Source organism: Streptomyces sp. NPDC004629, assembly GCF_042873595.1.
Taxonomy (GTDB): Bacteria; Actinomycetota; Actinomycetes; order Streptomycetales; family Streptomycetaceae; genus Streptomyces.
Genome location: NZ_JBIALO010000005.1, coordinates 205477 through 225264 on the forward strand (window position 1 = coordinate 205477; position 19788 = coordinate 225264).

General features: G+C 71.7%; 12 protein-coding genes. 7 read left to right on the plus strand and 5 right to left on the minus strand.

The annotated features are described in order from the left end of the window. Positions 1–130: 130 nt before the first annotated feature. Positions 131–1033: a tRNA (adenine-N1)-methyltransferase gene (locus ACFYTE_RS09795; RefSeq protein WP_351729992.1), complete on the minus strand. Its 903-nt coding sequence runs from the start codon at positions 1031–1033 to the stop codon at positions 131–133. 152 nt (positions 1034–1185) lie between these two features. After that, positions 1186–2844: a site-2 protease family protein gene (locus tag ACFYTE_RS09800; RefSeq protein WP_388707247.1), complete on the minus strand. Its 1659-nt coding sequence runs from the start codon at positions 2842–2844 to the stop codon at positions 1186–1188. Positions 2845–3017: 173 nt separating this feature from the next. Between ACFYTE_RS09800 and ACFYTE_RS09805 the strand changes: the two genes are divergently transcribed. Both ACFYTE_RS09805 and ACFYTE_RS09810 read left to right on the plus strand, forming a co-directional pair. Then, positions 3018–4046, plus strand: coding sequence for a RecB family exonuclease (locus ACFYTE_RS09805; RefSeq protein ID WP_388707249.1), 1029 nt, complete (start codon positions 3018–3020; stop codon positions 4044–4046). A 12-nt stretch (positions 4047–4058) separates the two neighbouring features. Further along, entirely contained in the window at positions 4059–4730 is a 672-nt protein-coding gene (locus ACFYTE_RS09810) for a response regulator transcription factor (protein WP_351729983.1), read from the plus strand. 156 nt (positions 4731–4886) lie between these two features. On the opposite strand, the gene ACFYTE_RS09815 is transcribed toward ACFYTE_RS09810, so the two are convergent. The 3 genes from ACFYTE_RS09815 to metH form a co-directional block, all read right to left on the minus strand. Then, positions 4887–6491: an ABC transporter substrate-binding protein gene (locus ACFYTE_RS09815; RefSeq protein ID WP_388707251.1), complete on the minus strand. Its 1605-nt coding sequence runs from the start codon at positions 6489–6491 to the stop codon at positions 4887–4889. A 423-nt stretch (positions 6492–6914) separates the two neighbouring features. Continuing rightward, a complete protein-coding gene (locus tag ACFYTE_RS09820) occupies positions 6915–7616 on the minus strand; it encodes an HAD family hydrolase (RefSeq protein ID WP_388707252.1) in 702 nt (233 codons plus the stop codon). 2015 nt (positions 7617–9631) lie between these two features. Then, entirely contained in the window at positions 9632–13159 is a 3528-nt protein-coding gene (gene metH / locus ACFYTE_RS09825; protein ID WP_388707255.1) for a methionine synthase, read from the minus strand. 287 nt (positions 13160–13446) lie between these two features. Here metH and ACFYTE_RS09830 point away from each other — a divergent pair, with 287 nt between their 5' ends. From ACFYTE_RS09830 to ACFYTE_RS09850, 5 genes are all read left to right on the plus strand, one after another. Beyond that, a complete protein-coding gene (locus tag ACFYTE_RS09830; protein WP_388707258.1) occupies positions 13447–14211 on the plus strand; it encodes an IclR family transcriptional regulator in 765 nt (254 codons plus the stop codon). A gap of 347 nt (positions 14212–14558) precedes the next feature. Continuing rightward, a complete protein-coding gene (locus ACFYTE_RS09835) occupies positions 14559–15362 on the plus strand; it encodes an MIP/aquaporin family protein (RefSeq protein ID WP_388707261.1) in 804 nt (267 codons plus the stop codon). 75 nt (positions 15363–15437) lie between these two features. Continuing rightward, entirely contained in the window at positions 15438–16976 is a 1539-nt protein-coding gene (gene glpK / locus ACFYTE_RS09840; RefSeq protein WP_388707264.1) for a glycerol kinase GlpK, read from the plus strand. Between the two features lie 9 nt (positions 16977–16985). Then, positions 16986–18608, plus strand: coding sequence for an FAD-dependent oxidoreductase (locus tag ACFYTE_RS09845; RefSeq protein WP_388707267.1), 1623 nt, complete (start codon positions 16986–16988; stop codon positions 18606–18608). Positions 18609–18730: 122 nt separating this feature from the next. Further along, positions 18731–19402, plus strand: coding sequence for a FadR/GntR family transcriptional regulator (locus ACFYTE_RS09850; protein WP_388707270.1), 672 nt, complete (start codon positions 18731–18733; stop codon positions 19400–19402). Positions 19403–19788 lie beyond the last annotated feature (386 nt).

Below are 19788 nucleotides of genomic sequence, written 5' to 3' on the forward strand. Positions count from 1 at the left end.
ACGTGGGGGGGGGGGGGGGGGGGGGGGGGGGGGGGGGGGCGGGGGGGGGGGGGGGGGGGGGGGGGGGGGGGGGGCCCGCCCCCCCCCCCCCCCCCCGCCGCCGCGTTGGTGTCTAGGGGTCGTGCGGGGATCAGCGGCCGGTGCCGCCGTCGGGGTTGGGGCCCGCGTAGTCCTCGCCGTAGGCGCCCTTGGCGGGGCGGCGGCGGCGCATGGGCGGCTCGACGCCGTCGGCGAGGCGCCGGGCGGTGAGCAGGAAGCCGGTGTGGCCGATCATCCGGTGGTCGGGGCGGACGGCCAGTCCCTCGATGTGCCAGTTGCGGATCATCGTCTCCCAGGAGGTCGGTTCGTTGAAGCAGCCGATCTCTCGGATGGACTCGACGGTCCGGGCGAGCTGCGTCGTGGTGGCCACGTAGCAGCACAGGATGCCGCCGGGCACGAGCGCCTTGGAGACGGCTTCCAGGCATTCCCAGGGGGCGAGCATGTCGAGGATGACACGGTCGATGTCGGTGTCGGAGAGGTTGTCCTGGAGGTCTCCGACGGTGAGCTGCCAGGCCGGGTGCGGTCCGCCGAAGTAGCGCTCCACGTTCTGCCGGGCGATGTCGGCGAAGTCCTCGCGGCGCTCGTAGGAGTGGAGCATGCCCTGGTCGCCGATGGCCCGTAGCAGGAAGCTGCTGAGCGAGCCGGAGCCGACGCCCGCCTCCACGACGCGGGCGCCGGGGAAGATGTCGGCGAAGGCGAGGATCTGGCCCGCGTCCTTCGGGTAGACGACGGCGGCCCCGCGGGGCATGGACAGGACGTAATCGGGGAGCAGGGGGCGCAGCGCGAGGTAGGCGACGTTTCCGGTGGTGCGGACAACGCTGCCCTCGGGAGCGCCGATCAGTTCGTCGTGCGGGAAGGAACCCTTGTGGGTGTGGAAGTTCTTCCCGGCTTCGAGCGTGAACGTGTAGTGGCGGCCCTTGGGGTCGGTCAGCTGTACCTGGTCCCCGACCTTGAAGGGCCCGCGCCTGCGGGCGGCACCGGTCGGTTCGGACATGTGACCAGCCTACCGGTTCCCTGCCGGGGGCTTGACCGGTGAAGTGGGGCTCAGCTGGGTTTGCCGACGATGGCGCTGCCGCTTGGTGAGGTGGGTGCGGGGGCGGGTGCGTTGTGGCCGAGCGCGCAGTTCCCCGCGCCCCTGGGGGCGTTTCAGGTGGGTCGGGCCATTGCCTTGACGAAGGCTCGTTCCACGTCCGCTGCCGACAGGACTCCGTAGATCTCGCCGGTCTTCTCCACCACCAGGTACTCGGTCGCCGGGGTGGCCCGCAGGACGTCGAGGAGGTCCTCGCCCGCCAGTTCGGCGGAGACGCGCATGCCGTCGGTGAGTTCCTGGGCGAGACCGCTGACGGCCACCCAGGGGCGGCGGTGCTCGGGTACGCCGACGATGGCGGCCTCGCGGACCAGGGAGAGCGGGTGGCCGTCGGCGTCGACGACGACGAGGGCGCGGGCGCCTGCGGCGTTGGCGCGGCGCAGTGCCTCGGACAGCGGGGTGTCGGTCTCCACCGGGACCGCGCGACGGGTCAGGGTGCGGGCCCGCAGCTCCGGTAGGTGCTCGCGCAGCCTGGCCATCCGCAGGCTGTTGCCGGCGCCGGTCCAGATGATCGCGGCGAGGATGGCGGCGAGCAGGGCGTCGGTGACGGTGTCCATGCCGCTGATGTCCTGGGCGTCGGAGCCGAGGGCGCCGGACTGGTTGAGCAGCGGGAGGCCGATCAGGACGGAGATGGCGAGGGCGCGGCCGACCCAGGCGGCGGCCACGGTGCCGCTCATGGGCCTGCCGGTGATCTTCCAGACGACGGCGCGGAGCATCCGGCCGCCGTCGAGGGGAAGGCCGGGCAGGAGGTTGAACGCGGCAACGATGAGGTTGGAGATCATCAGGCCGGCCAGCAGGACGCCGGGTACGGTGCCGGGCTCGACGGGCTGCATGGCCAGGTAGAACAGGCCGGCGAGGACGAGTGAGAGCAGCGGTCCGACGAAGGCGAGGACGAACTCGCGTCCGGGGGTTTCGGCCTCCTTCTCGATCTCGGAGACGCCGCCGAAGAACTGGAGCTGGATGCGACGGACCGGGAGTTTGAAGCGGATGGCGGCGACGGTGTGGGCGAGTTCGTGGACGAGGACGGAGGCGTAGAAGGCGACCGCGAAGAAGAGGGACACCAGGTAGCGGGCGGCGCCCAGCTCCGGCAGCACCCGGTCGAGCTGGCCGCCGAACACCCAGGTGATCAGTGCGGCGACGAGGAACCAGCTGGGCGCGACGTACACGGGCACCCCGAAGGGCCGTCCCATGAGCAGCCCGCCGCCGGGCCCCTTGGGGCGCTCGGGCGGCTGTCCGAGCGCCTTGCCGGAGTCGGCGTGGGCGCGCGGCTCGCCGTCGTCGTCCGGCCGTCCGACGGGTGCCGGGTGCGGGCCGGCGGGCCGCCCGGTCGGCGTGCGACGGTCGGTTGCGTCGGTGGAGCCGGGGGCCGGGGCGTGCTCGGATCGCGGGGCCGGGGCCGCGGGGGCGGGGTGCTCGGCGGGTACGTCGTCCGCGGCCGGGTCGTGCGACGGGCCGTGTCCGGTCGTGGTGGCGGGGTCGGGTCCGGGTTCCGATGCGCGTTCGGAGGGGGGCTCGGCCGCGGTGTCCGCGTCGGACGCGGGCTCGGTCCGTGCGGTGGGTTCGGTGGTGCGGGTGGGCTCGCCGGCCGCGGCGCTGTCGTCGGTGCCGTTGCCGTTGCCGTCGTCGGTGCCGTTGCTCGGGGCCGTCGGACCTGCGGGGCGCTCGGCCGGCTCGTCGTTGCCGGACCGCGGCTGCCCGCTCCCGCCGCTCACGTCCACGGTGTCCCCTCGTTCGAAGCGTCTTCCGCGCCTGGCGGCGGAAGGGTCTGTGGTCGATGGTATGCGGCCGTCGTCGTGCGTTCCGCCCCGGCACCCCCCGTGTTCGCCCCGCGGACGGCGGGCGGGCGGCGCGGCCGGGTCACTGTCAGTGGCGGCACGTATGGTCTGTGCTCATGGACAGCAGCATCGAGGGTGCCACGGAGGCCGGTCACGGCGACAGCGGGGAGGGGGATCCAGCGGTCGCGGGGGTGGCGGCGCAGGGGGCGGCGGACGGCGGTTCGGGCCGTCCGCCCGGCTCGACCGAGGCGGGTGCGGCTGGGGCGGGTGCGGCCGTGACCGCCGGGGCCGTCGCCGCGCCGCCCGTCTCGCTGTCGCCGTCCCGGGTCGGCGACTTCATGCAGTGCCCGCTGCTGTACCGGTTCCGGGTGATCGACCGGCTCCCGGAGAAGCCCAGTGAGGCGGCGACCCGGGGCACCCTGGTGCACGCGGTGCTGGAGCGGCTCTTCGACGCGCCCGCGGCGGAGCGGACCGCGCCCCGCGCCAAGTCGCTGATCCCCGGCCAGTGGGACCGGCTGCGGGAGACGAGGCCCGAGGTCGTGGAGTTGTTCGCGGACGACCCGCAGGGCGAACGGCTCGCGCGCTGGCTCGGCGAGGCGGAGCAGTTGGTGGAGCGCTGGTTCACGCTGGAGGATCCGAGCCGGCTGGAACCGGCCGAGCGGGAGATGTTCGTCGAGGCCGAGTTGGAGTCGGGGCTGCGGCTGCGCGGGATCATCGACCGGGTCGATGTGGCCCCCACCGGCGAGGTGCGGATCGTCGACTACAAGACGGGCAAGGCGCCGAGACCGGAGTACGCGGAGGGTGCGCTGTTCCAGATGAAGTTCTACGCGCTGGTCGTGTGGCGGCTGAAGCGGGTGGTGCCGCGCCGGCTCCAGCTCGTCTACCTGGGCAGCGGCGATGTGCTGACGTACGACCCCGTGCTCGCCGATCTCGAACGGGTCGAGCGCAAGCTGCTGGCGCTGTGGGAGGCGATCCGGCAGGCCACCGAGACGGGTGACTGGCGTCCGCGGCCGACCCGGCTGTGCGGCTGGTGCGACCACCAGGCGCACTGCCCGGAGTTCGGCGGCACTCCCCCGCCCTATCCGCTGCCGGTGAGGGGGGCCGAGTCCCCGGGCGTCCCGCAGGGCAGAATGGGGCCGGGCTAGCGAAGGAGACTTATGGCCATCCGCGTCCTACTGGTCGACGACCAGCCGCTGCTGCGCACCGGGTTCCGGATGATCCTGGAGGCGGAGCAGGACATCGCGGTCGTGGGCGAGGCCGGAGACGGCCTCCAGGCCCTCGATCAGGTGCGTGCCCTTCAGCCGGATGTGGTGCTGATGGACATCCGCATGCCGCGGATGGACGGGGTGGAGGCGACCCGGCAGATCTCCGGTCCGGGACGTGACGGCCCGGCGAAGGTGCTGGTGCTGACCACGTTCGATCTCGACGAGTACGTGGTGGAGGCGCTGCGGGCCGGGGCGAGCGGCTTCCTGTTGAAGGACGCGCCCGCCAACGAACTCGTCCAGGCGATCCGGGTGGTGGCCGACGGTGAGGCGATGCTGGCGCCGAGCATCACCCGTCGGCTGCTGGACAAGTACGCGACGCATCTGCCGTCCGGTGAGGAGCCGGTGCCGGACACGCTGCACACGCTCACCGAGCGTGAGGTTGAGGTGTTGAAGCTGGTGGCGCGCGGCCTGTCGAACGCCGAGATCGCGGCGGACCTGTTCGTCAGCGAGACCACGGTGAAGACACACGTCGGGCATGTGCTGACGAAGCTGGGCCTGCGGGACCGGGTGCAGGCGGCGGTGTACGCGTACGAGAGCGGGTTGGTGCGCCCCGGCGCGCAGTGACGGTCCGGGCGTGACGTGGGGCGTACCGGCACGCCCCTGGGGGTCCGCCGGGAGGTCCGCCGGCCGTCGGAGAGCTACGAGAGCCCCGGGGGCGCCTCTTCCGTGGAAGGTGCGCCCCCGGGGCTCTCGCGGGTTCGGGGTCCGGCGGGGTGTGTGTCAGCCGCTCACGCCGCGGCCCAGCTCCCACAGTTGGAGCGAGGAGGACGAGTTGATGGCGTACGCGGCGCCCGTGATGTCGTCCCGCGCGGCGACGTACTGCTTGCCCTGCCACAGCGGCAGGAGGGGGACGTCATCGGCGACGATGTCCTGGATGCGGGTGAGGGTCTTGGCGGCGCCGAGCCGGTCGGCCTCGCGGCGGGACTCCGGGATCAGGGTGTTGATGATCTCGGGGTTGGCGTACGGGGAGGCGAGGAAGTTGTCCTTGTCGAGGAACGGCGCCAGGTAGCTGTCGGGGTCGGGGAAGTCGGGGAACCACCCCATGCCGTAGACGTCGTACTTGCCCTTGCGCTCGTCGGTCTGGTAGGTGGACCAGGGCCAGCCCTTGACGCTGACGTCGAACAGACCGCTGTCGTTGAGCTGCTTCTGCAGGACCTCGAACTCCTGCTTGGTGGCGGCGCCGTAGTGGTCGGTCGTGTAGTGCAGGGTGAGCTTCACGGGCGCGGTGACGCCGGCCTTGTCGAGCAGCGACTTGGCCTGGTTGACGTCGGGCTCGCCGTACTTGTTGAAGAACGAGTTGGAGTGCCCGGTGATGCCGGCCGGGACCAGCGAGTACAGCGGCTCGGCCTGGGAGCCGTACACCTTGGAGACCAGTTCGGCGCGGTTGATGACCTTGGCCATCGCCTGGCGGACGGCCTTTTCCTTCACGGTCGGCGCGTTGGTGTTGAAGCCGAGGTAGCGGATCTCCAGACCGGCCATCTCGACGAGGCTGACGTGCTCGTCGCTGCCGGCGTCGAGCTTGCGGATCTGCGCCGGCGTCATGGCGCGGGTCATGACGTCGATGTCGCCCTTGTCGAGGGCGGCGCCCATCGCGTCCGCGTCGCCGAAGGAGCGCATCTCGACCTTGCCGTTGTTCACCTTCAGACTCCCCTTGTAGTGGGGGTTCTTGGTGAAGGTGGCCGAGACGATCTCGTTGTCCTTGACGTCGGCCTTCATCGAGTAGGGGCCGGAGCCGTCCACTGCGAAGCCGTCGCGCAGCTTGTCCTTGGCGTAGTCCTTGGCGTTAACGATGCCCGCGACCGGGGTGGACAGCTTGAACGGGAAGGTGGCGTCCGCGGTCTTGAGGTGGAAGATCACCTCACGGTCGCCCTGGGTCTCGATGGTGTCGATGGTGGAGAGCAGGGCGAACACACCGCTGTCCGCCTTGATGCGCAGCGCCCGCTCCATCGAGTACTTGACGTCCTCGGCGGTGACGTCGTCGCCGTTGGCGAACTTCAGCCCATCGCGCAGCTTGCAGGCGTACCGCTCGTTGCCGCTGTCGGTGAAGCCGCAGCTCTCGGCGGCCTCGGGCACCGGGTCACCGTCACCCTTGGGCTGCGTCATCAGGGTCTGGACGGTCTGGCGCAGCACGTTCCAGGAGCCGACGTCGTACGCGTAGGCGGGGTCGAGGGGGGCCGGGGCGTCCTTGGTGGCGGTGAACCGGTCGGTGGTGCCGACGACGATCGCGCCGCCGCCATCACTCCCGCTGTCGGAACCACCGCATGCGGCGAGCACCGGCGCGAGCAGGCCCGCCATGGCCGGCAGCACCAAAGTCTTGCGGTTCATGCTCGAATTTCTCCAGGGCTGTTCGAGTCCGTGTACCCGGCATGCAGGGGTGTTGCGGCCGATCACGGGGGTAAGGGCGATGTTCTCGCGACGAGATTAGTCCGCGCCCGCACGCCGCTTCACGGCCACGGGAGTTGAGCCCCCATCACGCAGTGAAACCGGGCGTGGACGCACCGAAAACCCGACAGCAGCAGGATTAGTGCAGCGTTCCATCAATCGGGACACATGGTCGTGCGGAGGTTGCCCGAGCGGGGATGGCTTGCATAGGTCCCGATGGATGTCGACCCCCGGGAAAGTGGCAAACCTCACATCCTCAAGCCGGCCGAGCGTAAGCGGAATTCGGCCAGTCGGCCGACTTTGCCTTCGCCGTGGTGTACGGCGGCGGATTCCGGCCCCTGTGGGTTTGGCACGTCGGGTGCGCGGCTAGCGCATATCCGTCATCAGGCCGCGCAGAAAGGCCAGATCGACCTCTTCGAGGGAGCCGACGACGGTGCGCCGGGCGGTCGGCGGGATGGGGGCGACGGACGGCACGGCGACCACCCGGCAGCCGGCGGCCTCGGCCGCCGCGACGCCGGTCGCGGTGTCCTCGACGACCGCGCATCTGGCCGGGTCCACGCCGAGGCCGGCCGCGGCGAGCAGATACGGGTCGGGGTGCGGCTTGGTGCGGGAGACCTCGTCGCCCGCGATGGACAGGCCGAAGTGCTGGGGGCCGAGGGAGACCATGACGCGGTCGATGATGCGGCGGTGGGAGGCGGAGACCAGGGCCGTGGGGATCTCCTGCTCGTACAGCTCGGCGAGCAGCCGGATCGCGCCGGGCATCAGCGGCAGGGTGCGGCCGATGCGGTCCTCGAACCCCTCGTTGAGCAGCACCGACAGCTCGGCGAGGGTGATGTCGGCGCCGGTGGCCTCGATCAGGAAGCCGGCGCTGCGGGTCATCGGGCCGCCGACGACGACGTGGCGCCAGGACTGGTCGAGGGTGTGGCCGAGGGTGGCGAAGACCTCGACCTCGACCTCCCACCAGAAGCCTTCGGTGTCCACCAGAGTGCCGTCCATGTCCAGGAGGACGGCCTGCAGAGCCGAGCCTTCCGCCGAACGGGTTCCGAGCGCGGGGACCGTAGCGGTCATCCTGGCGCACCTCCTTGAGGGACGATCAGGCCGGTTCCCATGCGGGGAACCGGCCTGCGGTGGACCGACCAGTGTACGTCCCCACCGGCCGAACCGCGCACCACGACCCGCGACCAGCCGATACCCCAGGTAACCCTGCCCCGCCCAGAACGCCCCCTCCTGACCAGCCAAAACCCCCGAACCCCGCCTCGCCGCCCACGGCCGCCCCCCGGTAAGGCAAGCGTCCGGGGCATGGTGAGCGGACTCGAGCACGGTGAGCGGGTACGGGCACGACGGGCGGGGGCGGGCACGGCAGGCGGGGGCGGGCGCAGGGCCGGTTGTGAGCACGGCGCGGCCTGCGCGGGCACGGTGAGCGGGTGCGAGCACGGCGGGCGGCCTGCGCGGGCACGGCGGGCGGGGGCAGGCACAGCGGGCGGTCAGCACGGGCACGGTGAGCGGACACGGCGCAGCGGGCGGCCTGCGCGGGCACGGTGAGCGGGGCGAGCACGGCGGGCGGTCGGCGCGAGCACGGCGGGCGGGGGCGAGCACGGCGGGCGGTCGGCGCGGTGGGCAAGGCGCGAGCACGGCGGGCGGGGGCGAGCACGGCGGGCGGTCGGCGCGGTGGGCAAGGCGCGGGCACGGCGGGCGGGGGCGGGCGCAGCGGGCGGCCGGGCGTGAGCACGGAAGCCCGGGTGTGAGCACGGCGGACGGGCGTGGACGCGGCGGGCCCGCGTGGACGCAGCGGGCCCGCGTGGACGCAGCGGGCGGGCGCGAGCACGGTGGGCGGGCACGGACACGGTGAGTAGGTCCGGGTGCAGCGGCCGGTTGCGAGCACGGCGGTCAGGCGCGGGCACGGCGGTCAGGCGCGGGCACAGCGGGCGGCCGGGCGCGAGCACGGTAGCCCGGGTGTGAGCGCGGTGAGCGGGCGCGGCGGCCAGGCGGAGGTGCGCGAGTCAGCGGGGGCACAGCCGCTGCTGACAGCGGCGGACGGGCGCAGGTGCGGTGCGTGGCACGGCGGGTGGGCATGGGCGCCGCGGCTGGAGAGAGGCTCGGGCGGGCCCCGCTGGCCCGTCGCGCCACCTCCTCGGACCGGCGCCCGGCCGTGACAGGCGCAAACGAGATTCCGCGCCTGCCGACGAGCACGCACCGGCACCAACTGGACACACGGGACGCCCCCGAGAACCCGGCCCGGGGCCGAGCCGGGCGCGCGTGGACGCCTCCGAGAGGCCCAGGACGGGTCCGGGTACGCGCGGACGCAGGCACAGCGGGCCGACGCGAGCGCAGCGGGCGGGCACGGCGCAGCGGCCGAGGGCCGGCGCGGTGGCCGGGCGCGGGCAGGCGTGGCGGGGGGCTAGTGAGACGCCCCGGGCGCACCCCTGTGGGCCCAGCGCGCCGCTCCCGCGGACGAGCGCCCGGCCGTGACTCGCGCGGACGAGAACCCACCCGCCGACCCGACACCCACCGGACACACACGCGGACGCCCGCGAGGGCCGCGCCCCGGGAGCACACACACGGCCCCCGAGACCTGGGGCCCAGCCGGACGCGCGGGCGTCTCCGAGGCCCGGGGCATGCCCAATGCACGTTGCCCCCAGGGGGCCCGGGGGCCAGGCCGAATACGCGATGTCTCCGAGGGCCCCCCGGGGCCGGCCGGTTCAGGCGCCCCCGCGGGAAAGCCACCCCGTGCGGGAAATGGCCCCGTGCGGGAAGCCACCGCGCGGAAAAACCACCCCTGCAGGAAGCCGCCCCACGCAGCACGCCACCCCCGCCGGAAAGCCACCCCGCGCCGGAAGCCCCCCGCCGAAAAGCCACCCCGTGTGGGAAGCCACCCCCGCCGAAAGGCCACCCCACGTAGCACGCCCCCCGCCGGAAAGCCACCTCACACAGCACGCCACCCCCCTGCCGGAAAGCCACCCGTGCGGGAAACCACCCGCACCGGAAAGCCACCCCTGCAGGAAGCCACCCCGTGCCGGAAGCCGCCCCCGCCGGAAAGCCACCCCGTGCAGGAAGCCACGCCCTGCCGGAACCACGGGGTGGGATTAGCGGGCGTTGAAGTACTTGGCTTCTGGGTGGTGGATGACGATGGCGTCCGTGGACTGTTCGGGGTGGAGCTGGAACTCCTCCGAGAGGCGGACGCCGATGCGCTCCGGGCGGAGGAGTTCGGCGATCTTGGTCCGGTCCTCCAGGTCGGGGCAGGCGCCGTAGCCGAGGGAGAAGCGGGCGCCCCGGTACTTCAGGGCGAACATGTCCTCCATGTCCGCCGGGTCCTCACCGGCGAAGCCCAGCTCGGAACGGACCCTGGCGTGCCAGTACTCGGCCAGCGCCTCCGCCAACTGCACGGACAGGCCGTGCAGTTCGAGGTACTCCCGGTAGGAGTCGGATGCGAAGAGCCGCGCCGTCTCCTCGCCGATCCGCGAGCCGACGGTGACGACCTGGAGGCCGACCACGTCGGTCTCGCCCGACTCCTCCGGACGGAAGAAGTCGGCCAGGCACAGCCGGCGGCCGCGGCGCTGACGCGGAAAGGTGAACCGTGTGCGCTCGTTGCCCCGGTCGTCCAGGATGATCAGGTCGTCGTCCTTGGACACACAGGGGAAGTACCCGTAGACGACGGCGGCTTCGAGAAGGTTCTCCGTCTGGAGCCGGTCCAGCAGCCCGCGCAGCCGCGGCCTGCCCTCGGTCTCGACGAGTTCCTGGTAGCTGGGTCCGTCGCCGGTGCGGGCCTGCTTCAGCCCCCACTGCCCCTTGAACAGCGCGCCCTCGTCCAGCCAGCTCGCGTACTCCTTGAGCTGGATGCCCTTGATGACGCGGGTGTCCCAGAACGGCGGCGTGGGCACGGGGTTGTCGGTGGCGACGTCCGAGCGGACGTGGCCCTCCTCCGGCCGTTCCTCGGTCTCGACGGCCGCCGCCGGACGCACCCGGCGCTGCCTCAGCTCCGGCAGCTTCGCCCCGGGCAGGCCCCGCTTCACGCCGACGAGCGCGTCCATCAGGCGCAGGCCCTCGAACGCGTCGCGGGCGTAGCGGACCTCGCCCTCGTACAGCTCGTGCAGGTCCTGCTCGACGTAGGCCCGGGTCAGGGCGGCGCCGCCGAGGATCACGGGGTAGGTCGCCGCGAGGCCCCGCTGGTTCAGTTCCTCCAGGTTCTCCTTCATGATCACCGTGGACTTGACCAGCAGCCCGGACATGCCGATGACGTCCGCCCGGTGCTCATCGGCCGCCTCCAGGATGGCCGAGACCGGCTGCTTGATGCCGAGGTTGACGACGTTGTAGCCGTTGTTGGACAGGATGATGTCGACGAGGTTCTTGCCGATGTCGTGCACGTCGCCGCGCACGGTGGCGAGCACGATCGTGCCCTTGCCCACCTCTCCCTGGCCGTCGGCCACCTTCTCCATGTGCGGTTCCAGGTGGGCCACCGCCGCCTTCATCACCTCGGCGGACTGCAGGACGAACGGCAGTTGCATCTGGCCGGAGCCGAACAGCTCGCCGACCACCTTCATGCCGTCGAGGAGGGTTTCGTTGACGATGTCGAGGGCCTTGCGGGTCCGCAGGGCCTCGTCGAGATCGGCGTCCAGGCCGTTGCGTTCGCCGTCGATGATGCGCCGCTTCAGGCGCTCCTCCAGCGGCAGGGCGGCCAGTTCCTCGGCCTTGCCCGCCTTCAGCGACTTCGCGGTGGCGCCCTCGAAGAGCGCCATCAGCTTCTGCAGCGGGTCGTAGCCCTCCTCGCGGCGGTCGTAGATGAGGTCGAGGGCCGTGCGCACCTGCTCCTCGTCGAAACGGGCGATCGGCAGGATCTTGGAGGCGTGCACGATGGCCGAGTCCAGGCCGGCCTTCACGCACTCGTCGAGGAAGACCGAGTTGAGCAGGATGCGGGCGGCCGGATTGAGCCCGAAGGAGATGTTCGACAGGCCGAGCGTGGTCTGCACGGCGGGGTGGCGGCGCTTGAGCTCGCGGATCGCCTCGATGGTGGCGATGCCGTCCTTGCGGGACTCCTCCTGGCCGGTGCAGATGGTGAAGGTCAGGGTGTCGATGAGGATGTCGTCCTCGCGGATGCCCCAGTTCCCGGTCAGGTCGTCGATCAGCCGTTCGGCGATCTCGACCTTCTTCTGCGGCGTGCGGGCCTGGCCCTCCTCGTCGATGGTCAGCGCGATCAGCGCGGCGCCGTGCTCCCGGGCCAGCTCGGTGACCTTCGCGAACCGGGATTCCGGGCCGTCGCCGTCCTCGTAGTTCACCGAGTTGATGACCGCACGGCCGCCCAGTTTCTCCAGGCCGGCCCGGATGACGTCCACCTCGGTGGAATCGAGCACGATCGGCAGGGTGGACGCGGTGGCGAAGCGGCCGGCGAGTTCGTCCATGTCGGCGACGCCGTCACGGCCGACGTAGTCCACGCACAGGTCGAGCATGTGCGCGCCCTCGCGGATCTGTTCGCGTGCGATCTCGACGCAGTCGTCCCAGCGGCCCTCCAGCATGGCCTCGCGGAACTTCTTGGAGCCGTTGGCGTTCGTCCGCTCCCCGATCGCCAGGTAGGAGGTGTCCTGGCGGAACGGCACCGACTGGTACAGGGAGGCCGCGCCCGGCTCGGGCCGCGGGCTGCGCTCGGGCGGGGTGACGCCCTGGACGCGCTCGACGACCTGGCGCAGGTGCTCGGGGGTGGTGCCGCAGCAGCCGCCGACCAGCGAGAGGCCGTATTCACGGACGAAGGTCTCCTGGGCGTCGGCCAGCTCCGGCGCGGTCAGCGGGTACTCGGCGCCGTCCTTGCCGAGGACCGGCAGGCCCGCGTTGGGCATGCAGGACAGCGGGATGCGGGCATTGCGGGCGAGGTAGCGCAGGTGTTCGCTCATCTCGGCCGGGCCGGTGGCGCAGTTCAGGCCGATAATGTCGATGCCGAGCGGTTCCAGCGCGGTCAGGGCCGCGCCGATCTCGGAGCCGAGCAGCATGGTGCCGGTGGTCTCGACGGTGACGGACACGATGACCGGCAGGTCCAGGCCGAGGGCGGCAAGGCCCCGGCGAGCGCCGAGAACGGCGGCCTTGGTCTGCAGCAGGTCCTGGGTGGTCTCCACCAGCAGCGCGTCGGCACCGCCCGCGACCAGGCCCTCGGCGTTGCGCTGGTAGGCGTCGCGCAGGGTGGTGTAGGCGGCGTGGCCGAGCGTGGGCAGTTTGGTGCCGGGGCCGATGGAGCCGAGGACCCAGCGCTGCCGGCCGTCGCCCGCGGTGAACCCGTCGGCGACCTCGCGGGCCACGCGGGCGCCGGCCTCGGACAGTTCGTACACGCGGTCGGCGATGTCGTACTCGGCCATCGCCGCGTGGTTGGCCCCGAAGGTGTTGGTCTCGACGCAGTCCACGCCCACGGCGAAGTAGGCCTCGTGGACGGAGCGGACGATGTCGGGGCGGGTCACGTTGAGGATCTCGTTGCAGCCCTCAAGGTTCTCGAAGTCGTCGAGTGTGGGCTCCTGTGCCTGGAGCATGGTGCCCATCGCTCCGTCGGCGACCACCACACGGGTGGCGAGCGCCTCTCGGAGTGCGGACACGCGGGTCCGGCTGTCGGCTGAAGGGGTCGGTGGCGACGAGGCCATGTAAGGGCTCCCTGGAGTGCGACGGCTGTCGGCTATGCGGTCGTCCGGACGGACCCGGAGCAGGCGCACGGCGCCAGGGTAACCGGGAGTGGGCTTGGATGGGCAGGGCGTCCACGGGACGGACGGCTGTGGCGGACGGGTCAGGCGGGCGTCGGTAAGGGCGTCACGCAGGGCGACCGACCCATTAGCGGGAGGTCGGCATGGACCGGTAGTGTTCGACATTGCCGAACGATGGCGGCGGGTGCCGCTTGGGGTCGCACAGCCGAGGGGACGGAGGCGGTACGGCGATGACACGGAACATCCAGTCGCTCGAACGGGCGGCCGCGATGCTGCGGCTGCTCGCGGGCGGCGAGCGACGGCTCGGTCTGTCGGACATCGCTTCCTCCCTGGGCCTGGCAAAGGGCACCGCCCACGGCATCCTGCGCACCCTCCAGCAGGAGGGGTTCGTGGAGCAGGACGAGCCTTCGGGGCGGTACCAGCTCGGCGCCGAGCTGCTGCGCCTCGGCACCACCTACCTCGATGTGCACGAGCTGCGGGCGCGGGCCCTGGTATGGACGGACGACCTGGCCCGCTCCAGCGGCGAGAGCGCCTACCTGGGCGTCCTGCACCAGCACGGCGTGCTGATCGTGCACCACGTCTTCCGGCCGGACGACAGCCGGCAGGTCCTGGAGATCGGGGCCATGCAGCCGCTGCACTCCACGGCCATGGGCAAGGTGCTGTCGGCCTACGACCCGGTGGCGCACAGCGAGGCGCTTGAGGCCGACCGCAAGGCGTTCACCGATCGCACCGTGTGCGATCCGGAGGGCTTCGAGCAGGTCCTGGACATCACGCGCGCGCGGGGGTACGCGGCGGACGTGGAGGAGACCTGGCAGGGCGTGGCCTCGGTGGCCGCGCCCGTCCACGACCGGCGGCGGATGCCGGTGGGCGCGGTCGGTGTCACCGGCGCGGTGGAGCGGCTGTGCCCGGACGGCGAGCTGCGCCCCGAGCTGATCGCGGCCGTGCGGGACTGTGCCCGCGCGGTGTCGCGCGATCTGGGCGCCGGGCGGTTCTGACCCCACCCCCTTCGACCGCTCCCTTCGACCGATCACTTGGACTGATCGCTTCGACCGAGGCCGGTTCGCCTGTCGGCGTGCCGGCCTTCGCCGTATTCCGGCACCGGTCACCCGCAGCGATCAATGACGATCAATAACGATCGGAGTTTCGCAACGAAACACTTGACTCGTGCGTAACACCGGAGCAAGACTCCCGTCCAACGGTCGGCATTGTCGAACACCTACCGGCAATACGCGCTAGAGTGTGACAACGCCAAGGGCCGGCATCGCTCTCACCCCGAGGGCACCAGAACCCCCGGAGGGACCCGGGGTTCGGCTTTCCTGGACGAAGGACAAAGGAGTCGCGGGTGTCCAGCTCCGACATCTTCATCGGCGAGACCATCGGTACCGCCATACTCATCCTGCTCGGCGGCGGCGTCTGCGCCGCCGTCACGCTGAAGGCTTCCAAGGCCCGTAACGCCGGCTGGCTCGCCATCGCCTTCGGGTGGGGCTTCGCCGTGCTCACGGCGGCCTACACCTCGGCGCCCCTGTCCGGCGCCCACCTCAACCCGGCCGTGACGCTCGCGCTCGCGATCAAGGACGACGACTTCGGCAACCTGCCCGTCTACTGGGGCGGCCAGTTGCTCGGCGCCATGATCGGCGCCGCACTGGTCTGGGTGGCGTACTACGGCCAGTTCCACGCGCACCTCACCGACCGGGAGATCGTCGGCGGTCCGGGCGCCCAGGCCACGACGCCCACGCGGGTCAAGGCCGTCGAGGCCGAGGAGCCCGCCGCCGGTCCGGTCCTCGGCATCTTCTCCACCGGTCCGGAGATCCGGCACGCGGTGCAGAACCTCGCCACGGAGATCATCGGCACGCTGGTGCTGGTCCTCGCCATCCTCACGCAGGGCCTGAACGACCAGGGCAACGGCCTCGGCACCGTGGGCGCCCTGATCACCGCGCTGGTGGTCGTCTCCATCGGTCTGTCCCTCGGCGGCCCGACGGGTTACGCGATCAACCCGGCCCGTGACCTCGGCCCGCGCATCGTGCACGCCCTGCTCCCCCTGCCCAACAAGGGCGGCTCCGACTGGAGCTACGCCTGGATCCCGGTGGTCGGTCCACTGATCGGCGGCGCCGTCGCTGCGGGCATCTACAACGTCGCATTTGCTTAGAAGCACCCCCGCTTCCCCCGAGCCGCACAGCAGGCGCCGCAAGCCCTCACCCCACGGAACCTCCAGGAGCACACAGTGACCGACGCCCACACCGCAGGGCCCTTCATCGCCGCGATCGACCAGGGCACGACCTCCAGCCGCTGCATCGTCTTCGACCGGGACGGCCGCATCGTCTCCGTCGACCAGAAGGAGCACGAGCAGATCTTCCCGAAGCCGGGCTGGGTCGAGCACGACGCGAACGAGATCTGGACCAACGTCCAGGAAGTCGTCACCAAGGCCATCGAGAAGGCCGGCATCACCCGCGACGACATCAAGGCCATCGGCATCACCAACCAGCGCGAGACCACCGTCCTGTGGGACAAGAACACCGGCCGGCCCGTCCACAACGCCATCGTCTGGCAGGACACCCGCACCGACGCCCTGTGCATGGAACTCGGGCGCAACGTCGGCCAGGACCGCTTCCGCCGCGAGACCGGTCTCCCGCTGGCCTCCTACTTCGCCGGCCCCAAGGCCCGCTGGCTGCTGGACCACGTCGACGGGCTGCGTGAGCGCGCCGAGGCCGGCGACATCCTCTTCGGCACCATGGACTCCTGGGTCATCTGGAACCTGACCGGCGGTGTCGACGGCGGCCGCCACGTCACGGACGTCACCAACGCCTCCCGCACCCTGCTGATGAACCTGCACACGATGCAGTGGGACGACAAGATCTGCGAGTCCATCGGCGTCCCCGAGCAGATCCTCCCCGAGATCCGTTCGTCCGCCGAGGTCTACGGCGAGGTCACCGGCGGCCGGCTCGGTGACCTGCTCGGCGGCATCCCGGTGGCCTCCGCGCTCGGCGACCAGCAGGCGGCCCTGTTCGGCCAGACCTGTTTCGCCGAGGGCGAGACCAAGTCGACGTACGGCACCGGCACCTTCATGGTGATGAACACCGGTGACAAGATCATCAACTCGTACGCGGGCCTGCTGACCACGGTCGGCTACAAGATCGGTGACCAGCCGACGGTCTACGCCCTGGAGGGCTCGATCGCCGTCACCGGCGCGCTGGTGCAGTGGATGCGCGACCAGATGGGCCTGATCTCCACCGCCGCCGAGATCGAGACGCTCGCGCTGTCGGTCGAGGACAACGGCGGCGCCTACTTCGTGCCGGCGTTCTCCGGTCTGTTCGCCCCGCACTGGCGCTCCGACGCCCGCGGTGTGATCGCCGGCCTGACCCGGTACGTCACCAAGGCGCACCTTGCCCGTGCCGTCCTGGAGGCCACCGCCTGGCAGACCCGGGAGATCGCGGACGCCATGACCAAGGACTCCGGCGTCGAACTGGCCACCCTGAAGGTCGACGGCGGCATGACCGCCAACAACCTGCTCATGCAGACCCTCGCCGACGTCCTGGACGCCCCGGTGGTGCGCCCGATGGTCGCCGAGACGACCTGCCTGGGCGCCGCCTACGCCGCCGGTCTCGCCGTCGGCTTCTGGAACAACACCGACGACCTGCGCGCCAACTGGCGCCGGGCCGCCGAGTGGACGCCCCGCATGGACGCGGAGACCCGCGACCGTGAATACAAGAACTGGCTCAAGGCCGTCGAGCGGACCATGGGCTGGATCGAGCACGAGGAGTAAGCACCCGACATGACCAGTCAGCCCACCCTGCAGTCCGTGCCCGCTCTGGGAACGCGTCCGGCCTACGGCGCCAACCCGAGCCGCGCCGAGACCCGGGAACAGCTCGCCAGGGCGTCGTACGACCTTCTTGTGATCGGCGGCGGCATCCTCGGCATCTCCACCGCCTGGCACGCCGCGCAGTCCGGTCTCAGGGTGGCTCTGGTCGACGCCGGCGACTTCGCCGGTGCCACCTCGTCCGCCTCCTCCAAGCTGCTCCACGGCGGCCTGCGCTATCTGCAGACCGGCGCGGTGAAGCTGGTCGCGGAGAACCACTTCGAACGCCGCGCGGTCTCCCGCCAGGTGGCCCCCCACCTGGCGAATCCGCTCACCTTCTACCTCCCCGTGTACAAGGGCGGGCCGCACGGCGCGGCGAAGCTCGGGGCGGGTGTCTTCGCGTACTCGGCGCTGTCCGCGTTCGGGGACGGCGTGGGCCATCTGCTCTCCCCGGCGAAGGCCGCGCAGGACGTGCCCGAGCTGCGCACCGAGAACCTGCGGGCCGTGGCCGTGTACGGCGACGACCAGATGAACGACGCGCGCATGGCGCTGATGACGGTCCGCGCGGCCGTCGAGGCGGGCGCCGTCGTCCTCAACCACGCCGAGGTGACCGGGCTGCGCTTCACCCGGGGCCGGGTCACCGGCGCCGAGCTGACGGACCGGCTGTCCGGCGACGAGTTCGGCGTGGACGCCCGGCTGGTGCTCAACGCGACCGGCCCGTGGGTGGACCGTCTGCGCGCGCTGGAGGACCCGAACGCCGCGCCGTCGATCCGTCTGTCGAAGGGCGCGCACCTGGTGCTCAGGCGCACCGCCCCCTGGAAGGCGGCGCTCGCCACCCCGATCGACAAGTACCGCATCACCTTCGCCCTCCCCTGGGAGGACATGCTGCTGCTCGGCACGACCGACGAGGTGTACGAGGGTGACCCGGCGGACGTCGCGGTCACCGACAAGGACATCGCCCAGATACTCGACGAGGCCGCGTTCTCCGTGCGCGACCAGCAGCTCGACCGTGACCTGATCACCTATGCCTTCGCCGGTCTGCGGGTGCTGCCGGGCGGCCCCGGCGACACCGCGAAGGCCAAGCGGGAGACGGTGGTGACCGAGGGCAGGGGCGGCATGCTGTCCGTCGCGGGCGGCAAGTGGACGACCTTCCGGCACATCGGCCGTACGGTCATGAAGAAGCTGGAGTCGCTGCCCGGTCATCCGCTGGGCGACGACTTCGAACCGGTCTCCGCGCTGCCGAGGAAGCTGCCGCTGCCCGGCGTGGCCAATCCCCGTGCCGTGGCCCACCGCCTCCTCGTGGACCGGCCGGCGCCCGGCCCGCGCATGGCCGCCGACACGGCGCGGCACCTGGCCACCCACTACGGTTCGCTGGCCTTCGACATCGCCCGGCTGGCCAACGAGGACCCTCGGCTGGCCGAGCGGGTCCACCCGGACGCGCCCGAGATCTGGGCCCAGGTGGTGTGGGCCCGGGACCACGAGTGGGCCGAGACGCCGGACGACGTGCTGCGGCGCCGGACGACGCTGACGATCCGCGGGCTCGCCACGGACGAGGTGCGCGCCGAGGTCGCCGACATGCTGGCCGGGAAGCGGGCGTAGACATGGCGTAGACAGTCTTCCGGGCGTGCGGGGGCGGTCCTGCTCCGGTGGGGCCGCCCGGACGCGGTGCCCCCATAATGTGGCCGAGACATCGGATGTCTGAGCGCACTGGGAGGCCCGTCATGGCAGTCACCGATGAGGCGATCGAGAAGATCAAGGACATGATCGTCTCCGGTGCGCTGCGGCCCGGCGACCGGCTGCCGAAGGAGAGCGAGCTGGCGGCGGAACTGGGGCTGTCCCGCAACTCGCTGCGGGAGGCGGTGCGCGCGCTGTCCCTGATCCGGATCCTGGATGTGCGCCAGGGCGACGGCACCTATGTCACCAGCCTCGATCCGCAGCTGCTGCTGGAGGCGCTGAGCTTCGTCGTGGACTTCCACCGCGACGACACGGTCCTGGAGTTCCTTGCGGTGCGCCGGATCCTGGAGCCGGCCGCTACGGCGATGGCGGCCCCGCGGATCAGCGAGCGGCAACTGGACGCGCTGACGGACCAGTTGGACGCGCTGGGCGCGGCGCCCTCGGTGGAGGAACTGGTCGCCTGCGACCTGGAGTTCCACCGCGGCATCGTGCAGGGCTCCGGGAACTCGGTGCTGTGCTCCCTGCTCGACGGCCTGTCCGGGCCGACGACCCGGGCCCGGCTCTGGCGCGGGCTCACCCAGGAAGACGCGGTCGCCCGCACGCTGCGTGAGCACCGGGCGATCCTGGCCGCGCTGCGCGACCGGGACGCGGAGGCGGCCCGCTCGTGGGCGACCGTGCACATCGCGAGCGTGGAGCAGTGGCTACGGTCCACTCTGTGAGTTCGGCCGGGGGGTGTCGTGGGGTGCGGGGCGTTTTGTTGGTGCGGGTTTGTGGGGGGTGCGGGGGCGCCGTGGGGGTGCGGGCGTCTTGCTGGTGCGGGTTTGTGGGGGGTGCGGGGGCGCCGTGGGGGTGCGGGCGTCTTGCTGGTGCGGGTTTGTGGGGTGTTCGCGCAGTTCCCCGCGCCCCTTGGTTTCTCCAGCAGACGGCGTCATGAGGCGCCCGGTGTGATCGGGCGTGGTGGTGCGGGGTGTCGTTCTGCTGCCGGTTCGTGGGGGGTGTTCGCGCAGTTCCTCGCGCCCCTGGTGCCGTCGGCCCGTATGACCGCGGGTGTTCCGCGGCGGTGAACGGGGCAGTGATCCGTTCACTCGGGCGTGCAAGGGGGCTG

Excerpts from the sequence above, each read along its gene's own strand:
- ACFYTE_RS09820 (WP_388707252.1), bottom strand. The coding sequence starts at position 7,616 with ATGACCGCTACGGTCCCCGCGCTCGGAACCCGTTCGGCGGAAGGCTCG.
- ACFYTE_RS09845 (WP_388707267.1), top strand. The coding sequence starts at position 16,986 with ATGACCAGTCAGCCCACCCTGCAGTCCGTGCCCGCTCTGGGAACGCGT.
- ACFYTE_RS09795 (WP_351729992.1), bottom strand. The coding sequence starts at position 1,033 with ATGTCCGAACCGACCGGTGCCGCCCGCAGGCGCGGGCCCTTCAAGGTC.
- ACFYTE_RS09815 (WP_388707251.1), bottom strand. The coding sequence starts at position 6,491 with ATGAACCGCAAGACTTTGGTGCTGCCGGCCATGGCGGGCCTGCTCGCG.
- ACFYTE_RS09830 (WP_388707258.1), top strand. The coding sequence starts at position 13,447 with ATGACACGGAACATCCAGTCGCTCGAACGGGCGGCCGCGATGCTGCGG.
- ACFYTE_RS09805 (WP_388707249.1), top strand. The coding sequence starts at position 3,018 with ATGGACAGCAGCATCGAGGGTGCCACGGAGGCCGGTCACGGCGACAGC.
- metH (WP_388707255.1), bottom strand. The coding sequence starts at position 13,159 with ATGGCCTCGTCGCCACCGACCCCTTCAGCCGACAGCCGGACCCGCGTG.
- ACFYTE_RS09850 (WP_388707270.1), top strand. The coding sequence starts at position 18,731 with ATGGCAGTCACCGATGAGGCGATCGAGAAGATCAAGGACATGATCGTC.
- ACFYTE_RS09810 (WP_351729983.1), top strand. The coding sequence starts at position 4,059 with ATGGCCATCCGCGTCCTACTGGTCGACGACCAGCCGCTGCTGCGCACC.